Annotated in this window: 12 protein-coding genes and 1 pseudogene; 1 reads left to right on the top strand and 12 read right to left on the bottom strand. The window is 68.9% G+C overall.

Going from position 1 to position 18,488, the window contains the following annotated elements; all coding sequences use genetic code 11:
- The first annotated feature begins 368 nt into the window (after positions 1 to 368).
- The gene (locus NQZ70_RS13835; RefSeq protein ID WP_237245291.1) at positions 369 to 2,312 is read left to right on the top strand and encodes a multicopper oxidase family protein; all 1,944 of its coding nucleotides are present in this window, start codon (positions 369 to 371) and stop codon (positions 2,310 to 2,312) included.
- Between the two features lie 57 nt (positions 2,313 to 2,369).
- Here the strand turns inward: NQZ70_RS13835 and NQZ70_RS13830 are convergent, their stop codons facing one another.
- The 12 genes and pseudogenes from NQZ70_RS13830 to NQZ70_RS13775 form a co-directional block, all read right to left on the bottom strand.
- Positions 2,370 to 2,570 (bottom strand): hypothetical protein, encoded by a 201-nt coding sequence (locus NQZ70_RS13830; protein ID WP_129574627.1) that lies wholly within the window; start codon positions 2,568 to 2,570, stop codon positions 2,370 to 2,372.
- 321 nt (positions 2,571 to 2,891) lie between these two features.
- Positions 2,892 to 4,577 (bottom strand): mechanosensitive ion channel family protein, encoded by a 1,686-nt coding sequence (locus tag NQZ70_RS13825; RefSeq protein WP_129574626.1) that lies wholly within the window; start codon positions 4,575 to 4,577, stop codon positions 2,892 to 2,894.
- 14 nt (positions 4,578 to 4,591) lie between these two features.
- Positions 4,592 to 5,992, bottom strand: coding sequence for a family 2B encapsulin nanocompartment shell protein (locus tag NQZ70_RS13820; protein WP_129574625.1), 1,401 nt, complete (start codon positions 5,990 to 5,992; stop codon positions 4,592 to 4,594).
- 96 nt (positions 5,993 to 6,088) lie between these two features.
- Positions 6,089 to 7,495, bottom strand: a complete 1,407-nt coding sequence (locus NQZ70_RS13815; RefSeq protein WP_129574624.1) for a family 2B encapsulin nanocompartment shell protein — start codon at positions 7,493 to 7,495, stop codon at positions 6,089 to 6,091.
- Positions 7,496 to 7,516: 21 nt separating this feature from the next.
- Complete coding sequence (locus tag NQZ70_RS13810) at positions 7,517 to 9,832, bottom strand: family 2 encapsulin nanocompartment cargo protein terpene cyclase (protein WP_129574623.1); 2,316 nt, start codon at positions 9,830 to 9,832, stop codon at positions 7,517 to 7,519.
- 169 nt (positions 9,833 to 10,001) lie between these two features.
- Complete coding sequence (locus tag NQZ70_RS13805) at positions 10,002 to 10,154, bottom strand: hypothetical protein (RefSeq protein WP_165373947.1); 153 nt, start codon at positions 10,152 to 10,154, stop codon at positions 10,002 to 10,004.
- Positions 10,155 to 10,487: 333 nt separating this feature from the next.
- Positions 10,488 to 10,664 (bottom strand): annotated as a pseudogene (locus NQZ70_RS13800) (2-polyprenyl-6-methoxyphenol hydroxylase); the annotation flags it as partial.
- 522 nt (positions 10,665 to 11,186) lie between these two features.
- Positions 11,187 to 11,618 (bottom strand): cyclopropane-fatty-acyl-phospholipid synthase family protein, encoded by a 432-nt coding sequence (locus NQZ70_RS13795; protein WP_129574622.1) that lies wholly within the window; start codon positions 11,616 to 11,618, stop codon positions 11,187 to 11,189.
- 5 nt (positions 11,619 to 11,623) lie between these two features.
- On the bottom strand, positions 11,624 to 12,259 hold the full coding sequence (locus NQZ70_RS13790) for a hypothetical protein (RefSeq protein ID WP_129574621.1): 636 nt from the start codon (positions 12,257 to 12,259) through the stop codon (positions 11,624 to 11,626).
- 108 nt (positions 12,260 to 12,367) lie between these two features.
- The gene (locus NQZ70_RS13785) at positions 12,368 to 15,343 is read right to left on the bottom strand and encodes a glycoside hydrolase family 3 C-terminal domain-containing protein (RefSeq protein WP_129574620.1); all 2,976 of its coding nucleotides are present in this window, start codon (positions 15,341 to 15,343) and stop codon (positions 12,368 to 12,370) included.
- A gap of 32 nt (positions 15,344 to 15,375) precedes the next feature.
- Complete coding sequence (yicI, locus tag NQZ70_RS13780) at positions 15,376 to 17,694, bottom strand: alpha-xylosidase (protein ID WP_129574619.1); 2,319 nt, start codon at positions 17,692 to 17,694, stop codon at positions 15,376 to 15,378.
- Complete coding sequence (locus NQZ70_RS13775) at positions 17,691 to 18,458, bottom strand: carbohydrate ABC transporter permease (protein ID WP_129581337.1); 768 nt, start codon at positions 18,456 to 18,458, stop codon at positions 17,691 to 17,693. Before NQZ70_RS13775 ends, yicI begins: the two co-directional genes overlap by 4 nt.
- Positions 18,459 to 18,488: the final 30 nt, after the last annotated feature.

The raw sequence follows: 18,488 nt of genomic DNA, 5'->3' as shown, positions 1-18,488 counted from the left end.
CTCGGCGCACCTCGTCCGGGCGGCTCACCGTGCGCGACCGGACGCAGCCCATGCCCGCCGACACCCCGAGGCGCTGAGCCTGCCAGCGCGCGGCCTGCCGAGCGGCTACGCCGCCGCGGCATCGCTCGCCGGCTCCCCCCACCCACGACGCGAGCCGCGCCGTCCGCGCTCCCTGGCCCACCGCGCGTCGGCCGAGACGGACTCGATCTGCACGAACAGCGCTCGATCGCAGCGCATAGATGGTGATTCGGGACCTGCTCGTGAGCGCGCAGGAACCCTAAATCCGGAGCTTCCTGGATGGCTCGGATCGGCGCGGCCGTCATGATGGTCGCACGCTCGCGTCGCCGATTGCGGCGCAAGGAGATCCGATGTCTTCACTGAATCGACGACTGCTCTTGAAGTACGGTCTGACCGCCACGGGCGGGCTCCTTCTGTTCCGCCGCGAGGGCGTCGCGCTCGCGAGCGTCGGCGAATGCGCCTTCGTCCCGGAGTCGGCACCGACGCTGCGCGGCCGCGATATCCCCAAGTACAGGCTGCCGCTGCTCATTCCGCCCGTCATGCCCGAGGCGCAGGGGCGCATCGGCCACGACGCTCCCGTCGACCATTACGAGATCGCCGTCCGGCAGATCAGGCAGCGCGTCTTGCCGCCGGATTTCCCCCTCACGACGGTGTGGGCGTACGGCTCCGCCCGGCATCCGGAGACGTTCTCGTATCCAGGGTGGACCATCGAGGCCAGGTGGCGGAAGCCGGTGCGCGTGACGTGGATCAACGACCTCACCCACCCGCGGACTGGCCGCTTCCTCCCGCACCTGTTCACCGTCGACCCGACCCTCCACTGGGCCAACCCGCCCGGCGGGGTGGACGGCCGCGACATGGCCCCCAGGTTCAGCGGCCCTTGCCCGCCGGATCCTTACCGGGGCCCGGTGCCGATCGTCACCCACCTCCACGGGACGACCCCGGTCGAGCAGGAGAGCGACGGCTACCCGGAAGCGTGGTTTCTGCCGAAGGCGGAGAACATCCCGCGCGGCTTCGCGAGGACCGGGACCTTCTACGACATCTTCCGGAGGACATCACGGCTCGGGCGCCTGTGGGAGCCAGGGACGGCCGTCTTCGAGTACTTGAACCGCCAGCGGCCGACGACGCTCTGGTACCACGATCACACGCTCGGCATCACCCGGCTCAACGTGTACGCCGGGCTCGCCGGCTTCTACCTGCTCCGCGGCGGTCCCGACGATCTGCCGAAGGGGGTGCTGCCCGGACCCGCGCCGAGGCCGGGCGATCGTCCGGGCGCCGAGGTGTTCGAGATCCCGCTCGTGATCCAGGACCGCTCGTTCAACGCCGACGGCTCGCTCTTCTACCCGAAGAGTCGCGGGCTTCCGCCTGAGCTCGCCGAGGACCTGTACAAACCGAACGGCCCCGTGCCGCCGTACTGGGTCCCCGAGTTCCTCGGGAACGCGATGGTGGTCAACGGCCGGACGTGGCCTTTCCTCGAGGTCGAGCGGCGCCGCTACCGGTTCCGCGTCCTGAACGGCAGCAACACGAGGCTCTTGATCCTGAGGATGAGCAACGAGCTCCCGTTCTGGGTGATCGGCTCCGACGAAGGCTTCCTCCCCAGGCCCGTGCAGACCAACGAGCTCCTCATTGGACCGGCCGAGCGCTGGGACTTCATCGTCGATTTCAGCCGCGTCCCGGTCGGCACCGAGATCCTCCTCCTCAACGTCGGACCGGAGACGCACGGCGGCATGCCGGGCATGTCCGCCGTGGCCGACCCGAACACCACGGGCCAGGTCATGCAGTTCCGGGTGAAGGAGGCGACGAGCAGGGACACGAGCACGCCTCCCGAGCGGCTCGCGCTGCCGGCCTTCGATCCGCTCGGAGACGAGGAGGCGATACGCCGCGTGTCCATGAACCAGGAGGTGCTGGAGGGCGTGGGCACGATCCGGAACCTCCTCGGCATCGTCGACGCCGCGGGCAGGCCGGTGCCGCTCCACTGGGATGACCCCATCACGGAGAAGCCCGATGTGGACGAGATCGAGCTCTGGGAGCTCTACAACTTCACCGGGGAAGACCACCCGATCCACCTCCACAACGCGCGGTTCCAGGTCGTCAACCGCCAGGTGCTCGACCAGTCCGCGCCGCCCGAGCCCCCGTTTCCCGGGGAGGAGGGCTTCAAGGACACGGTCGGCGCGCTGGCCGGTCAGATCACGCGCATCAAGGTGAAGTTCGGCAGCCCCGGGCGGTTCGTGTGGCATTGCCACATCCTCGAGCACGAGGACCACGAGATGATGCGGCCTCTCCTCATCAAGCGTTGATGACGAGATCCCGCTCGTGATCCGGGATCGCACGTTCAAGGACGACGGCTCGCTCTACTACCCCGAGAAATACGGGCTCGACGCCCCGGCCTTCGCGACGGCCCCCGCGCACGACGAGCCGCCGCCGATCTGGGTGCCGGCCTTCGTGGGCAACGCCGTGGTCGTCAGCGGCCGGACGTGGCCGTACCTGGAGTGGTCCTCCCCCGCTTCCGCCTCGGCATTGATCGGATCTCGATCTTCTGCGGGAATTCGAGCCACGGGCGGGTCGTTCCGGGCCGCCATGGGCGACACTTCCCGGACCTGCCGGCCGACTTCGATCTGTACCGCGCCGACAACGAGGTCGAGGGGGGCGCCTACTTCGCGCCGTTCGACGCCTGGCTCGTGCCACGTCGATGCGGTGAGGAGCGCTGACAGCCGCACGTGGGTCGAGCGCCGGATGGTCTTTTGACCATCGGCGCGCCGATCCCGAACGACGGCCTGGTGCGCGCCGTCTCGTACGGCTACGCTGTACCCGACAGAACATTTTTGACGGGAAATACCGCGCGCAGGGCTGAGCGCGGCCGCGAGACGAACCGCTCGTCAGTCGTCTTTCGCGGGCGAGAGAGGCATGACGCGCTCGGACTCCTCGAATTCTCGCTTGGGTGGGTTTTTGACGGAAAGCGTGCTGTCGATGAGGACGGCTCGACGCGGGCGCGGCGCGCTGACCTGCGCTTTGCAAAGCTCCTCCACGACGCGGCCGCGCAGCGCATCGTTCACTTCCTTGTTCTTGCCGGGCGGCACGCGCGCGCTGATACGCAGGACGATCGATCCCTCGTTGAGCTCCTCCACGCCGACGTCCACCTGCCCCGGAGCGCCCGTCTGCAGCTCGACCTCCTTTTCGGCGACCCTCGCGAGGAGCTCACGCACCCGCTGCACGTCCTCCTCGTAGGGTACGTGCACGTCGACCACCGCGTTCACATAGGATCGCGAATGGTTCGCGACCTTGCGCACCTCGCCATTCGGGATCGAATGGAGCACGCCGAGCTCGTCGCGGATCTTCGTGATACGAACGCCGATCTCCTCCACGCGCCCCTGGATGCCGCCGATCTCCACGAGATCCCCGACGAGGAGCAGGTTCTCGAAGAGGATGAAGAAGCCGGCCACGATATCCCCCACGAACGTCTGCGCGCCGAAGCCGATGGCCACGCCGATGACGCCGGCGCCGGCGAGCAGCGGCGTGGGATCGATGGAAGCCTCACGCAGCCCCAGCACGAGAGCCGAGAAGTAAATCGCGTACCGCACGAAGCCCATGGCTACGGGGACCAGGGTCTTTCGTTGCTGGAGCGTCTGGGGGTTGTCCTCCGCCACCTTCCCGAGGAAGAGGTCGTTGATGAGGAGCACGCAGATGTCGACCAGGACCCGGCTCGCATAAACGATCGCGATGATCCGGAGCCCGACCCGCCCCGCCTGCGAGAGCCACGTGTCGGGCGTGAGCGCGTCCGCGACCCACGTCGCCGCCGTGATGTACACGCAATAGTCGACGACGCGCTTCGTGATCCCGAGCAGGTGCGACAGGTTCCCGAGGTACCTGAGCGGGCTTTCGAGGCGGGCGAGCCTCGTGGCGTTGTCGAAGATGACGTCGAGGAGGAGGTATCCCATCCCCGTCGCGAGGCGGCTCACGTAAAACGCGCCCAGCGTGTAGCTGGCGAGCAATACGGTGCGCTGGGTTCCCGGCGCGAGCGCGAGCTTCTCGGTGAGGAGGACCGCGGCGGCGCTGAGGACGACCACGCGCAGCGCCTTGCGCAGGCGTACCGTGACCTCGGCGACCGACTCGCGCCGCTTCTCCAGCCAGCCCGAGCGCGCGACCGCCTGCCCCAGCGCGTCGGCGAGCCCCCGGGCGAGGGCGTCGACGAAGAGCGCGCCGACGGCGATGCCGAGCGCGGTGAGCAGCCGCATCTTGGCGAGCGCGGGATCGTCTCCGGCGAGCCCGACGAGCGCGCTCTTCACCACGTCGAGGGCGCGAATTCCGCGAACTATGGCGAACGCCGCGCCGCCCATGAGCACGGCCCCGACGAGCGCGACCCAGACGAGCGCGCGGCGACGGACGCGACGCCGGAACGCCTTGCGCTCGTCGGCCGTGACGTGCTCCAGCGTCGGCGAGCGCAAGGCGAAAGCGTAGCCCCGATGGATCAGCCTAACCACGAGCTCCGAGAGAAGCAGGAGCACCACGATCGCGATGCACAGCGCGACGAGGTTGTGGAGGAGCAGGTCGAGATGCAGAGTCATAGGGGCCGTCGAGACTACCGCCCGATCTGGACGTTCTCAAGGACGCCGAGAGCGTCGGGCACCAGCACCGCGGCGGAGTAATAGGTGCTCACGAGGTACGAGGTAATGGCCTTCGGGTCGGTATCCATCTTGCGGGCCGAGACACCGGGCTCGATCTCATCGGGGAGGCCCGTGCGGTGGAGGCCGATGACGCCCTGATGCTCCTGCCCCGTGCGCATGACGAGGATGGAGCTCGTGTCGTCCTGGTTGATCGGGATCTTGTCGCAAGGCAGGATCGGGACGCCGCGCCACGCCGTGACTTTCGTGCCGGAGAGCACGACGCCGGTCGGGTAGATGCCGCGGCGACTGCACTCCCGGTGGAAGGCGGCGATCGTGCGCGGGTGCGCCAGGAAAAACTGCGACTTGCGGCGCCGGCAGAGGATCTCGTCCATGTCGTCGGGCGTCGGGCGGCCGCTCCGGGGATGGAGGCGCTGCTTCAGGTCGGCGTTGTGCAGGAGGCCGAAGTCGCGGTTGTTGATGAGCTCGTACTCCTGCCGCTCGCGCAGGGCCTCGACGGTCAGGCGGAGCTGCTCCTGGAGCTGATCCATCGGATCGTTGAAGAGATCCGAGACGCGCGTGTGGAGCCGGAGGACCGTCTGCGCGACGCTGAGCTCGTATTCACGCGGCGCGGCTTCATAATCGACGAACGTCCCCGGGAGCGCGTGCTCGCCCTTGTGACCGGCGGTGATCGCGATCGCCGCCTGTCCGAGCTTGTCCTGCGGCTTCTTCAGCCGCTCCTTGAGCGACTCGACGTGCGCGCGGAGCGCCGGGGATCGCGAGATCAGCTCCTCGAAGGCGCGCTGCGGGAGCTCGAGCACGATGCACGGCGTGACGGCCTTGACCGAATACGTCCAGACGTCGCTCGATTCGATGACGGACTGATCCCCGAAATGGTCCCCATCCGCGAGGACGTCGAGGATCGTGTCGGCGCCGTACTTGCCGACGCCGAGCTTCTGGGCCTTTCCGTGCGCGAGCAGGAAGATCGTCTCCGCGGGTTTTCCGCGTTCGGCGATCAGCGCGCCGGGCTTGTACTCCCGCTGGATGAACCGGCTCGCCAGAGCGTCGAGCACGGCGTCGTCCGAGAAGCCTTGCAAGAGCGGCAATTCGCAGAGCTCCTGCGGGATCACCTGCACCTTCGCCCCGACGTTGCCGAAGCTCAACCGCCCGTCGCCGACGGCATAACTCAGGCGGCGGTTCACGCGATACGTGCCGCCCGTGACCTCGATCCAGGGCAAGACCCGCAAGAGCCACCGGGGGGTGATCCCCTGCATCTGCGGATGCGACTTGGTCGTCGTCGCGAGCTTTCGCGCCCCCAGCGTCCCGAGGCTCGAACGCTCTACCTCGTTCCCGATCCCAGGTATTTCGGCGTTTGCCATGATGTACCTTTCCTTCTGCGCGCTTCGGAGAGCAGAGCGCTCCGCGTATCCCCCGCGTTTGCACGGGGCACACGCGGAGCGCCTACCGCTCGCGGCTCATTCGTGGGCGCGTCCGATCTCGACGCTCTCCAGGACGCCGAGCGCGTCGGGGACCAGCACGGCCGCCGAGTAATAGAGGCTGACGAGGTACGACATGATGGCCTTCTCGTTGATCCCCATGAAGCGCACGTTGAGGCTCGGCTCCACCTCGTCCGGAATGCCGGCGTGGTGCAGGCCGATGACGCCCTGGTTCTTCTCGCCCGCGCGCACGAGCAAGATCGAGGTCGTCCGCGCCTCCGAGATCGGGATCTTGTTGCACGGGAAGATCGGCACGCCGCGCCACGCCGGGACGTGGTTGCCGTTCACCTCGACGCTCTGCGGATAGATGCCGAGGCGGCTGCACTCATGGCCGAACGCCGCAATGGCGCGCGGGGGCGCGAGGAAGAACGACGGCTCCCTCCAGACCGTGGCGAGGAGCTCGTCCATGTCGTTCGGCGTCGGGGGGCCGCTGTGGGTGTGGATGCGCTGCTTCAGGTCGGCGTTGTGCAGGAGGCCGAACTCGCGGTTGTTGATGAGCTCGTGCTCCTGGGTTTCCTTCAGGGCCTCGATGGTCAGGCGGAGCTGCTGCTCCGTCTGGTTCATCGGCTCATTGAACAGATCCGCGACGCGCGTGTGGATCTGGAGCACGGTCTGCGCCACGCTGAGCTCGTACTCGCGGGGCGAGGTCTCGTAATCGACGAACGTGCCGGGGAGGACGTGCTCGCCGGAGTGGCCCGCCGCGATTTCGATCGCCGCCTCGCCCGTGTTGTCCTGCTTCTTCGTGGCGAGCGCCTTGAAGTTCTCGAGGTGCTCCTTCAGCGACGGGTACTGGGCGACGAGCTCCTCGAAGACGTTCTGCTGGAGCGTCAGCACCGTGACCGCCGTGACGGCCTTGGCCGTGAACGTCCAGTGATCCTGCGTCTCCAGGAGCGCCTGGTAGCTGTAATGGTCGCCGTCCGCGAGGACCGCGAGCACCGTCTCATCGCCGTACTTGCCCGCGCCGATCTTATTGATCTTGCCGTGCGCGATGAGGCAGATGTGATCGGCCTCCTTGCCGCGCTCGGTGATGACGTCTCCGGGCTTGTATTCACGCTGCACGAAGCGGTTCGCCAGCGCGGTGAGGACCTCGACGTCCTCGTAACCGCGGAGGAGCGGCAGCTCGCAGAGCTCCTGCGGGATGACGTGGATCTTCGCGCCGGTGCTCGTGAACGTCACGCGCCCGTCGCCCACCGCATAGCTCAGGCGGCGGTTCACGCGGTACACGCCGTTGACGTGCACCCATGGCAGGAGCTTGAGCAGCCACCGCGACGAGATGCCCTGCATCTGCGGCGCCGACTTGGTGGTCGTGGCGAGCTGCCTAGCGGCCGCCGTCGCGAGGCTGGTCTGCTGCTGGTCGATCGAACCCGAATTCCCTGAGATAGACATGAGTCCCTCTTTCCCGGACGGTTAGGACCGCCCGTGCTTCACCGGCACGGACCGGGCCGTACCCATCGAAAGATCCACCTTCGCAGCAGGATCCGCGGCACCGGCTTTTCCGGCGCCGAAGAGACTGCTGATGCGCGCCGCAGAGGCGCCAAACCCACGCGCGCCATCGATCGCCCGTTCGATCGGGTGGCGCTCGAGCTCCGCATCCACGTACCGGCTCGTCGCGACGTGCCAGTGGAGGACGCCAGCCATGTACGATCGCTGCTTCTCGACGTATCCGAGCACGGCCTCGCGGGCCGCCTTGTCGAGGTCGAATTCGTCGAGGATGCGGGGCAGCTCGGTCGCGACGATGTGCTCGAACTCCAGCACGCGCGCCGTGATCAGGTCATTGACGACCTCCTTGGCCCGCTGCGCGTCGCATTCGAGGAACCGCTCGACGACCAGCACGAGGTTGCTGAGCTCGCCCTCGAACTCGATCTCCTTGCGGTACGAATAGAGATCGTTGATCCAGCCGCCCACGTCGGCCGTGGTGTTGTCGAGCCCTCGCATCGTCCGCGTGCGGAAGACCTCGGCCGGGACCACATCGCCGAGCGTGAGCTTGGACAGGCCCATCGTGAGATCGGCGCCGAACGTCTTGCGGCGCATCTCGACGTAATCGACCGGATCCGGGATCCGGTTCTGGGCCTGGTTCAGGAGCTCCCAGAGCCAGCTCCCGGTCATGGTCTCGATGCTGCGGCGGAGCGTCTGCCGCGAGCTCATCGACATGGGGGAAGCTGTACGGATCCAGAGATCCAGCAGGCCGCTCTCCACCGGGTTCTCGGGCACCGGGGCGCCCGCGCAGTCGAGGGGCATGAACATCGAGAGCCGGGCATTGAACCGCTTCGCGCCCGCCATGTCCCGCGTCGCGCCGAACACGAGCGGGAAGTAATCGTCGCCGTACGTCCCCCACGTCAGCCAGCCCGAGCTCAGATCGAGCTCGTGCGGGGACGCATCCGGGTGAATGCCCGCGGCGCAGATGGGAAAATCGAAGCCGATGAACCTGCGCTCGTCCCAGATCCCGGAGCCGAAGACGCCCGGCACCACGTCGAGCATCGCGAACTTGCGGGCCCACTCGAGGGTGTTCCGGCGCGCCGCGGGCAGGTGTGGGCTCAAGCGGAGCTTGAACGGCATGTGAATCTTCGGGAGCGGCATCCTGCCCACGGGCCGGAACGGGGCGTGGGTGAGGGTCTTGATCCGCTGCAAACCCAGGGCGCCGGGCGTGAGCCTGATCCGGAACGCCGAGGTGCCGAGCCCCGTCGGCGCCCCGAGGAAATCGGGGACGCTCGCGGATTTGTCCGCGTTTTCGTTCATATAGCGGCTCGACCGCATGTGCCATTCGTGGCCGCCGGACTGCCAATCCTGCAGCCCCTTCACGTACTTGGCGACGTCGAGGGCTTGCGCCGGCGTCAGCCCGTACTCCACGCAGAGCGCCGGCACCTCGACGAGCGCCGTGTTCTCGAATTGCTGGAGCCGCGACGTCAGGATCTCGTTCGTCAAATCGGCCGCTCTTTGCGTGGGGACGCCGAGGAAACGCTCGAGGACGAGCACGCAGTTGGCGTTTTCCCCTTCTTCCTCGACCTCCCGCTGGTACGAGAACAGGTCATTTCGCAGGTGGACGCCGTCCGAGAACGTGTCGCGCAGGACCTCGAGGGGGCGCGTCGCGGCGACGGCGGCCGGGACCTCCGCGCCCACGGCGATCTCGACGAGGCCCGCGGACCAGGGCGCGCCGCCGACCTTGCGGCGCATCTCGATGTATTCAACCGGGTTCGCGACGCGGTTCTCCTGGATATTGGCGAGCTCCCACATGCATTCGAGCAGCAGGTTCCTCGTCGCCGCGAGGAAACGCTCGCGCCAGTGGATCGAGGTGAGCGGGACGGTGCGCGCCCAGAGGTCCGCGAGCGCGCGCTCGACCACGTTCGTCGGCTCCGGCGGCGTCCCCGTGGGCACGACGGGCATGAAGAGCGGCAGGCGGTCGAGGTACGCCTTCGCGCCGCGCATGTCCTTGGTGCGCTTGTAGATTTCGAGGAAATGGTCGTCGAAGAAGAACACCCAGACATACCAATCCGTGATCAGATTGAGCTCGGGCGCGGGCGCGTCGGGGTGGGTGTACGCGCAGAGCAGCGCGTAGTCGTGCGCGTCGAGGTCGCTCTCGGTCCAGATGGGTTTTCCCTGCGGGTTCTCCTCCAGGATACCCATCTCGTAGGACCAGGCCTTGGCATGCGCGCGCGCACCCTCGAGGTGCGGATTGATGCGCGCCGGATACGGCATGTAGAAGGCGGGCAGCGTGAAAGGTTGCATGTTCGCTGACTTCTCTCGCGCATCGACGATATGGACGACGCGGGCGACCTGAACGTCTTTGGCGGTGTGCATCCCGGACGCAGCTCGGCCGCTCGCACGCAGGCGTGCGACGATCCGTTTTGGGGGCTCGTCCATGCAGACCGACCGGGGTCTTTCGGGCAGGGCGGATCTAGCTCGGCTCAGCGGCTTCGCCAAATAAACTGGTGACCAGCCCGAAACCCCTGCGGCGCAAAAACTGCCGCTTGGTGCGGAGCCGTTCGGGCGGCAACGCCGCGGCGACCACCCGCGCCGCGCGGATCGGCCTCAGCCCCGGCACGGTCATCGACCGGGCCACCTCAGATTGTGAGCCGCCGACAGCAACCACGCCTCCGCCCGCTCGCGTGCTATCGCCGCCGCGTCCAACTGCTCGGAGCGCTGCTCGCCCGGCACCCAGTGCGCCACTGGAAGGCGCTCCAGCGAGCTTGCTCGCGTCACCGCCTCGACCATCGCTTCTCCGGGCCCGCGGATCCCGCGGGAGCGGTACAGGGCCTTGAGGCGGGCCTTCGCACACACCAGGCCTTGCACCGCGATCTGGTATCCGCGCACCCCCTCCCGCAGCGCAAGCAAGGAGGAATACGACCCGACGAAGCGTCTCAAGCCAAGCTGACCGCCTGCCTCATGTGCCGACAGGCCCTGGGAGGCCGACGCTGGCAAGGTAGGCTTCCAGAGCCGGTGCAGGATCGGACGACACGATGGCGCCGATATATCCGTCCGGCCGGACGAGCACCCAGTCGCCGAGCGACACGCCATAAGCAACGCAGAGATGACCGCCATCATCGACAACGTCGCCGCGCGGCCGGGTCGACGTCCCCGCGGTCAGGCTCACGGGGAGCGGTGCCGCGGCGGTGCGCCGGTGCCTCGGCGAGGCCGCGTGGTCGCTCGCGCTCCCGGGGGAGTTCAGGGAGCAGCTCGCCAGCGATGACATCGAGGTCTCTCGCTGAAGCGCCCGTCCGGCGTCCGTCCTACCCCGGGCGCCGATGAGGAGGGACGCCCGACGGCGGCAGGTACCCGCGCCGTCGCGAGGATGCCGCCCGCGAGGTCGCGACCCACCGCGACGCTCGCGCGGAGCCCGCGAGAGGGTCGCGACCGCTCGATTTGTATGAAAAAATTCAAATATTTCGATCGGGACCTCGTCGCGGGCTCGAATTCATCCTCCGCGGTGGGTCGCGACCTCCCCTCGGCCTCGTCACGAGCGCCGGCGTTGGTCGCGACCTCCGCGCCGCCTCGTTTTCAGCCGGACGGGTTGGTCTCGCGCGCCGCGCCCCGCCGCAAGCCGATGACAGGTGACGCGCGCTCGGATGCGCCGTTCGGGGTACTAGTCGTCAAGGGAGACCTCACGAAGCGGCTCGCCTCCATCGATGTAAAGGCGGCCCCCCTCGCGCAAGGCGCTGCGAATCCGCTGCCTGGCGATACGCCCAACCTCCGGGTGACGGCCGTCGAGCGCGCCAACCCGGACCGCGAACGCGATGTCATAAGGCCTTTCCCCCTCCTCCAGCTCGAGCTCCTCGATCGCCACATGGCGAAAGCTCAAACGGCCAGACGCCAGCTCAGCCTCTGATCCCGCCATGGCCTGCGCTATCGCCTTGGCCGAGCGGTCGATCGCCAGAACATGCCCCCCGCCGATCCGCCTGGCAACAGCGCGCGCCGCGACGCCAGGGCCGCAACCGATCTCCAGGACGCGAAGCCCCGGCCTCAACGGTAGGGCTTCCACGATCGCTGCAAGTCTGGACGACAGCTCACGGGGCATTCGGGTCAACCTTGCGACGCGCGGCGTCCCATGGCCGCGAGCGCCGCGGCCGCCGCGAGCTTGTGTTTCGCTTGCCAAGGCGGTCCGATCGATCGGCCCATCGCGTGCAGGAAGGCGTCGACGTCCTCGAGGCCGAGCGTCGCCGCCGCCTCGCGAAACACGCGCTCGCGGTCGTACCAATGCACGGACCAGCCGCGCGCCTCGGCTGCGGCCGCGAGGGCCTCGCGATACAGGACCGAGTCGGCGACGGTCTGCGCGCGGTTGTCGGCGATCCGCTCCTCGGTCGTCGGCGGAAGCGTGGGGCACACGCGGATCGCGATGCCCGCGATCGGCGCGGGCACCGCTGCGGCCAGCGCCTCGAGGCCCTCGCGCGCGCCGCGCGCGGCCGACGCGCGCACGCGCTCGACGAGCGCCACGGCGTCGGCGAGCGAGATCGGCCGCGCCCACGGGCTGTCGAGGTAACGGCCGACCGCCCACGACCCTTCGTGGTGATGCGGGTGCGTCGGCAGGCCCTGATCGGTGAGGTCGACGCGCCGGCGATCGAGGAGCTCGCCGCCGGGCGCGACGGTGACGAGCACCGCCGAGTTGCCGTGCTCGGCGACGCCGACGGTCGCGGCTCGCTGCGTGCGCTCTCTCGCCATGGGGTTCTGAAGATCTGACCAACGATCCGTCGACGGGTCAACCGAAGCCGCCGGACCAGGTCTGTCTAGATCGTCACCTTTTGTGACGTCCTCACGGCGAACCGCCCTTCAGTCGATCGCGAAGGTCGACAGGCGGGCGGCTCCACGGAACACGAGGTAGACGTCGCGTCGCCCGTAAGCGCCGTCGAGCTCGGCGTTCGCGGTGGCGTAGGCGTACACGTCCCCCGTGCTCGGCACGACGGCGGTCCCCACCAGCTTGCCGCGGACCGGATCGTCGAGCCGGATCTCGACGAGCGCGTCGCCCGCCTCGGCGCGGGCGAACCCGCCGCTGAAGTGGCTGGCGCCGCTGCCCAGCTCCACATCGGAGAAGCGGAGCCAGTCGCCCGCGGTGGCGCCCACGGCGTCGCCCCACTCCTTGCTCTCGTCGACCAGCTCGACGCCGGCGTAGTCGTCGAAGTCGATGGCCCGCGTCTCGCGGGCGAGGTCGCGCGCCGGGATGCGCTCGCCGCGCACGCGCACGGTCGTGCGGCGGCGGATGTCCGCCGAGGAGGAGCCGACCATCAGCTCGACGCCGGCCGCCTCGAGGACCCAGCGGCCCCGCGTCACGTCCCAGTGGGCGAGGTCGGAGGCGGCGAAATCGAGCTCGACCGTCCGCGTCTCGCCCGGCGCGAGGTAGATCCGCCGAAACGCCCGCAGCTGCTTGGAGGGCTGCGGATCGCGCGACGACGGCTGGCGGCTGTAGAGCTGAACGACCTCGTCGCCGGCCCGCAGGCTCCTGTTCGTGACGTCGACGCGCACCGAGATCGTGTCGCCGGCCTCGACGGACCGGGCGCTCAGCTGGAGGTTGTCGTACCCGAAGGTCGAGTACGACAGCCCGTACCCGAACGGATAGAGCGGATCACCGTCGAAGTACAGATAGGTCCGCCGGGCCTTGATGATGTCGTATTCGAGGATGTCCGGCAGGTCGTCCCCGGAGCGATACCAGGTCTGGGTCAGCCGCCCGGCAGGGTTGTGGTCGCCGAAGAGGACGTCGGAGATGGCATGGCCGGTCTCCTGGCCCGCGTGGGTGGTCCACAGGATGGCGGGGACGTGCGACTTCTCCCACGGGATGGTCATCGGATAGCTGGTCTCGAGCACGACGATGGTGCGCGGATTGGCGGCGACCACCGCCCGCACCAGGGCGGACTGCCCCTCGGCCAGCGCCATCGTCGTGCGGTCGTGATCCTCCCGCCCGTTGATGAACGGCATGCTGCCGACGACGACCACGGCGGCATCGGCGCCCGTCGCCGCGCGCACGGCCTCGTCGACGCCGCTCCGGACCACGTCGACCTCGAAGCGAGCCGCGTCGGCCGCCTCGGTCGCGGTCAGGGCGAGCGCGCCATCCTCGGCGATGGTCAGGTAGACCTCGGGGCCGGCCCAGTCGAACGCCTTCTCGTATCCGGCGTAGCGGATGACGTGCGTGCCGTCGCCCTGCGGCTCGAGGACGAACTGCTGCTGGACGAACCAGTCGTACGGCTGGGCGGCCCGGTTCGCGAAGTTGGCGCCGAAGTTGAAGCGGTCGACCACCTTGCCGTTGGCCGCGCTCCGCAACGTGACGATGCCCTGCCCCCAGTCGAACACGTCGAACTCCTCGGTGGGACCCGCGCTGGCCGCGCTGACGCGGAGGATGTCCCCGTCGTCGTCCGCGCCGGCGGTCACGTAACGGCCGCTCGCGACGTCGCGCAGCACGATCCGGTCCACGCCCTCGCTGGAGACGACAGCGGCGCCGCCGAGCCGCTCGCGGATGCCGTCCACGGGCGTGACCCGGTACGGGAGCGCCCCGGAGTACCAGTCCGTGTAAAGCGTGTCCGCGAGGGGCCCGACGACCGCGATCCGCCGCGTGGTCGACGGGTCCAGCGGCAGGAGGCGACGCTTGTTCTCGAGCAGCACCATGGCCTCGTCGGCGGCCCGGCGGGCCAGCTGGCGGTGCGCCGGGCTGTCGATGACGTCGGGCCCGATACCGGCGAAGGGGCCGCCCTCCGGATCGAAATCGCCGAGCCGGAGGCGGACGGAGAGGACGTGCTCGACGGAGGCGTCGATGTCCTCCTCGGCGAGGAGCCCTTGCGCGAGCGCCGAGCGGAGGATCGCGAGGGTGGGCGCGCTGTCGTTGTTGTCGACGGTGAAGCTGTCCACGCCGGCCAGGAGCGTGGCCGCGAAGGCCTCCTCGCTCGTGGCGAAGTACCGCTGCGAGCTGGTCAAGTTGGAGGGAGCCCAGGCGTCGGACACGTTGTAGAGCGTCTTCTGCGTCCAGCTCCGCACGACGTCGCCGACATCCGGGTTGACGGTGGCCGGCCTGCCGTTCACCAGGTTGTAGGACGTCATGACGCCGGTCACGGCGTCGGCGGCGATGGGCATCTTGAAGGCCAGCTCGTCATACTCGTGCTTCACGCGGGGGCGCAGGCTCGACGACGTGGTGTCACGACGGATCTCGTTGTTGTTGGCGAGGAAGTGCTTGAGGACCGGCGCGGTCTTCAGGTAGAGCGGGTCGTCTCCCTCGAGGCCGCGCCCGTAGGCGGTGGCGATCGCACCGGAGAGGAGCGGGTCCTCGGAATAGCCCTCCTCGTTGCGCCCCCAGCGCGGGTCGCGCAGGAGGTTGACCACGGGCGCCCATACCTGCAGACCCCAGACGCGAGGGGCGAGCGCGTGATAGCCGCGGACCTCGTCTCCGACAGCCTCGCCGACCTGCCGGATGAGCTCCGGGTTCCACGTCGTCGCCAGGCCGATCGCCTGCGGGAACACCGTGCCGGTCGCCGTCACGACGGCGCCGCCGTTGTCGCGATCGGTCGACCAGCCCACTCCATGCAGCGCCTCGGTGCCGGCCTTGAAGTCCGGGACGCCGAGCCGCGGAATGGCAGGCTGGAACTGGTGCAAGAGCGAGAGCTTCTCGTCGAGCGTGAGCCGGTCGAGGAGGTCGTGGACGCGGACCTCGATCGGCAGACCGGGATCCTGGAACGGCAGCATGTCACCCGCGCTCGAGGCCGAGGGGTGAAACGCCAGCGCGATGGCGAACGAAACGGAAGCAGCGATTGAGCGAGATCTCTTCATCGGTCGTTTCCTCTGGGGCCGGGCGCCGTGGCTCAGCCCTTCTCTTCCAGCGTGATGACCAGCTCGCGGCCGGCCGCCCTGACCAGCGCTCCCCGCGGGTGCTCCGCGCGCTCCCCGCCTTCGACGGCCACGACGCGGCGGTTGACGAGGAGGACGTTCCAGGCACCCGGGGCGCCCGCGGCCTCCACCCGCACCACCGGGCCGCGCCGGGACGTGGTGAACGTCGTGACCGCGTCCCCGTCCGCGCCCGGGATCACCGTGGTGACGCGGGCGCCGTCCGCGGGCTCGTACACGCGCAGCGTCACGCCGTTCGCATGGTCGTAGTCGGGACGGTCCTCCACCGCGCCCTCGGGGATCACCGCCCCCGGCCGGACGAGCAGCGGCGCGCTGTCGAACCCGTGGCGCTCGCGCACCCAGCGGCCGCCCTCGACGCGCTCCCCCGTGAGGTAGTGCGTCCACGCGCCGCGCGGCACGTAATAGGAGACCTCCCCGTCGGCGGAGAAGACAGGCGCCACGAGCAGGTCGTCGCCCAGCATGTACTGCCGCTCCAGGTGCGTGCAGGCCGGGTCGTCCGGGAACTCGACGACCATCGCGCGCATCATCGGCAAGCCCTCGCCGTACGCCTGCCGCGCGGCCCCGGCCAGGTAGGGCATCAGCCGCATCTTCAGCCGGCTGAAGCGCCGCAGCACCTCGACCGACTCCTCGTCGAACAGCCATGGCACCCGGTAGGAGCGGCTCCCGTGCAGCCGGCTGTGCGACGACAGCAGCCCGAACGCGATCCACCGTTTGAACAGCGCCGGGTCGGGGGTGCCCTCGAACCCGCCGATGTCGTGGCTCCAGAAGCCGAAGCCCGACATGCCGAGCGACAGGCCGCCCCGCAGGCTCTCTCCCATCGCCTCGAACGTCGATTCGCAGTCGCCGCCCCAGTGCACCGGGAACTGCTGCCCGCCCGCCGTGGCCGAGCGGGCGAACACGACCGCCTCGCCCTCGCCGCGCCGCTCGCGCAAGAGCTCGAACACCGTCTGGTTGTAGAGGTAGGCGTAGTAGTTGTGCGCGCGCTCCGGGTCGGACCCGTCGTGGTAGACGACGTCGGTGGGGATGCGCTCGCCGAAGTCGGTCTTGAAGCAGTCGACGCCCATGTCGAGCAGCGCGTCGAGCTTGGCGGCGTACCACGCGCGGGCCTCGGGGTTGGTGAAGTCGACCACGGCCAGGCCCGGCTGCCACAGGTCCCACTGCCACACGTCGCCGTTCGGGCGCCGCAGCAGGTAGCCGCGCGCCCTGCCCTCCTCGAACAGCGGTGAGCGCTGCCCGATGTAGGGGTTGATCCAGACGCAGATGCGCAGGCCGCGCGCCTTGAGCCGGCGCAGCATCCCGGGCGAGTCGGGGAAGACGCGCGGGTCCCACTCGAAATCGCACCACCGGAACTCGCGCATCCAGAAGCAGTCGAAATGGAACACGCTGAGCGGGAGGTCTCGCTCGGCCATCCCGTCGATGAACGAGGTGACGGTCGCCTCGTCGTAATCGGTGGTGAACGAGGTGGACAGCCACAGCCCGTACGACCAGGCCGGCACCCGCGCGGGCCGCCCGGTGAGCGCGGTGTACTTGCGCAGGATCTCCCTCGGCGTCGGCCCGTAGATGAGGAAGTAGCGCATCGATTGGCCCTCGACGCTGAACTGCGTCCGCGCCATCGCCTCGGAGGCCACCTCGAACGACACGCGCCCGGGGTGATCGACGAACACGCCGTAGCCCGCGTTGGTGAGGAAGAACGGCACGTTCTTATACGCCTGCTCGCTGGACGTGCCGCCGTCGGCGTTCCAGATGTCCACGGCCTGGCCGTTCTTGACCAGCGGCCCGAACCGCTCGCCGAGGCCGTACACGAAGTGGTCCACGCCGAGGTCGAGCTGCTCGCGCACGTAATGGCGGCCGTCGTCGGTGTCGATGATCGCCATCGCCTTGTGCGCGCTGCCGGTGAGGCGGCGGCCCCCGGCCAGGAAGTCCAGCCTCCACCCTTCGCGGCGCCCGACCCGCACCGACAGCGCGCCGGAGGTCAGCGTCGCCGCGTCGTCGTCCACCGTCACCTCCCCGGTCGGGCCGGTGGCCAGCTCGAACGCCGGGCCGCGCGGCCGCTCGCCCGCGAAGTGCGCGATGGTGACGCCGATGACGCCCGGCATCGGGGATGCGCAGGAGACGGTCACCACCGGGCCCTTGAGCAGGTCGCCGCGGTGCCGGATCCGCTGGACGGGCGCGTGCACGACGAACGACGCCGGCCCGGCGTCGATGTCGAGGACCTCCGCCGGGTGCGCCGCGTGCACGCCCTTGCGCATCAACCAGTAACCGTCGCTGAATTTCATTCCTTGATCGCTCCTGCGGTGAGCCCGCGCGTCAGCGTGCGCTGGAAGATGAGGAAGAAGACGACGGTCGGCAGCAGCCCGAGCAGCGCGGCGGCGCTGGACATGGTGGCGTCCATCAGCCGCTGCCCCTGCAGCACGCCGAGCGCGACCGAGACCGTCTGTTTGTCGTTGGAGATGAGAAAGATGAGGGGGATCAGGAACTCGTTCCAGGTCCAGATGAAGAAGAAGACGAGCATCACGGTCAGCGTGGGCCGCACGACCGGCACGACCACCCGCCACAGGATCTGCCACCGGCTCGCGCCGTCGATCCGCGCCGCATCCAGGAGCGGCCGGGGGAACGCCGACATCACCGACGACAGCAGGTAAGTGCCGAACGCGCTCTGGATGACGGTGAACACGATGATGACGCTGATCCGGGTGTCGTAGAGCCCGAGCTTGTTGGCCAGGGTGTACAGCGGGTAGACCAGCGACTCCTGCGGCAACGTGTTGGCCATCAGCAAGAGGACCAGCACCGACATCCGGAGCTTGATCCGGCCGATGCCCAGCGCGTAGGCGTTCAGCACCGACAAGAGGACCGCGAGCACGGCCACCGCGCCGCTGATGAGCAGGCTGTTGAGCAGGACATGGCCGAAGCCGACGCGCTCCCAGAAGTCCCGGATCCCCTCGAGATGGAACCCCTCCGGCGGGGCGAGCGGGCCGCTCGCGGTGTACTCCGCCGGCGTCTTCAGCGCGTTGAAGACGACCACGGCGAAGGGGATCAGCATGATCCCGGCCAGCGCGCTCAGCGCCACGAG

It is taken from the genome of Sorangium sp. So ce836 (assembly GCF_028553905.1).
GTDB classification, from domain to species: Bacteria; Myxococcota_A; Polyangia; order Polyangiales; family Polyangiaceae; genus Sorangium; species Sorangium cellulosum_D.
This window is presented reverse-complemented; position numbering and strand designations above follow the sequence as displayed.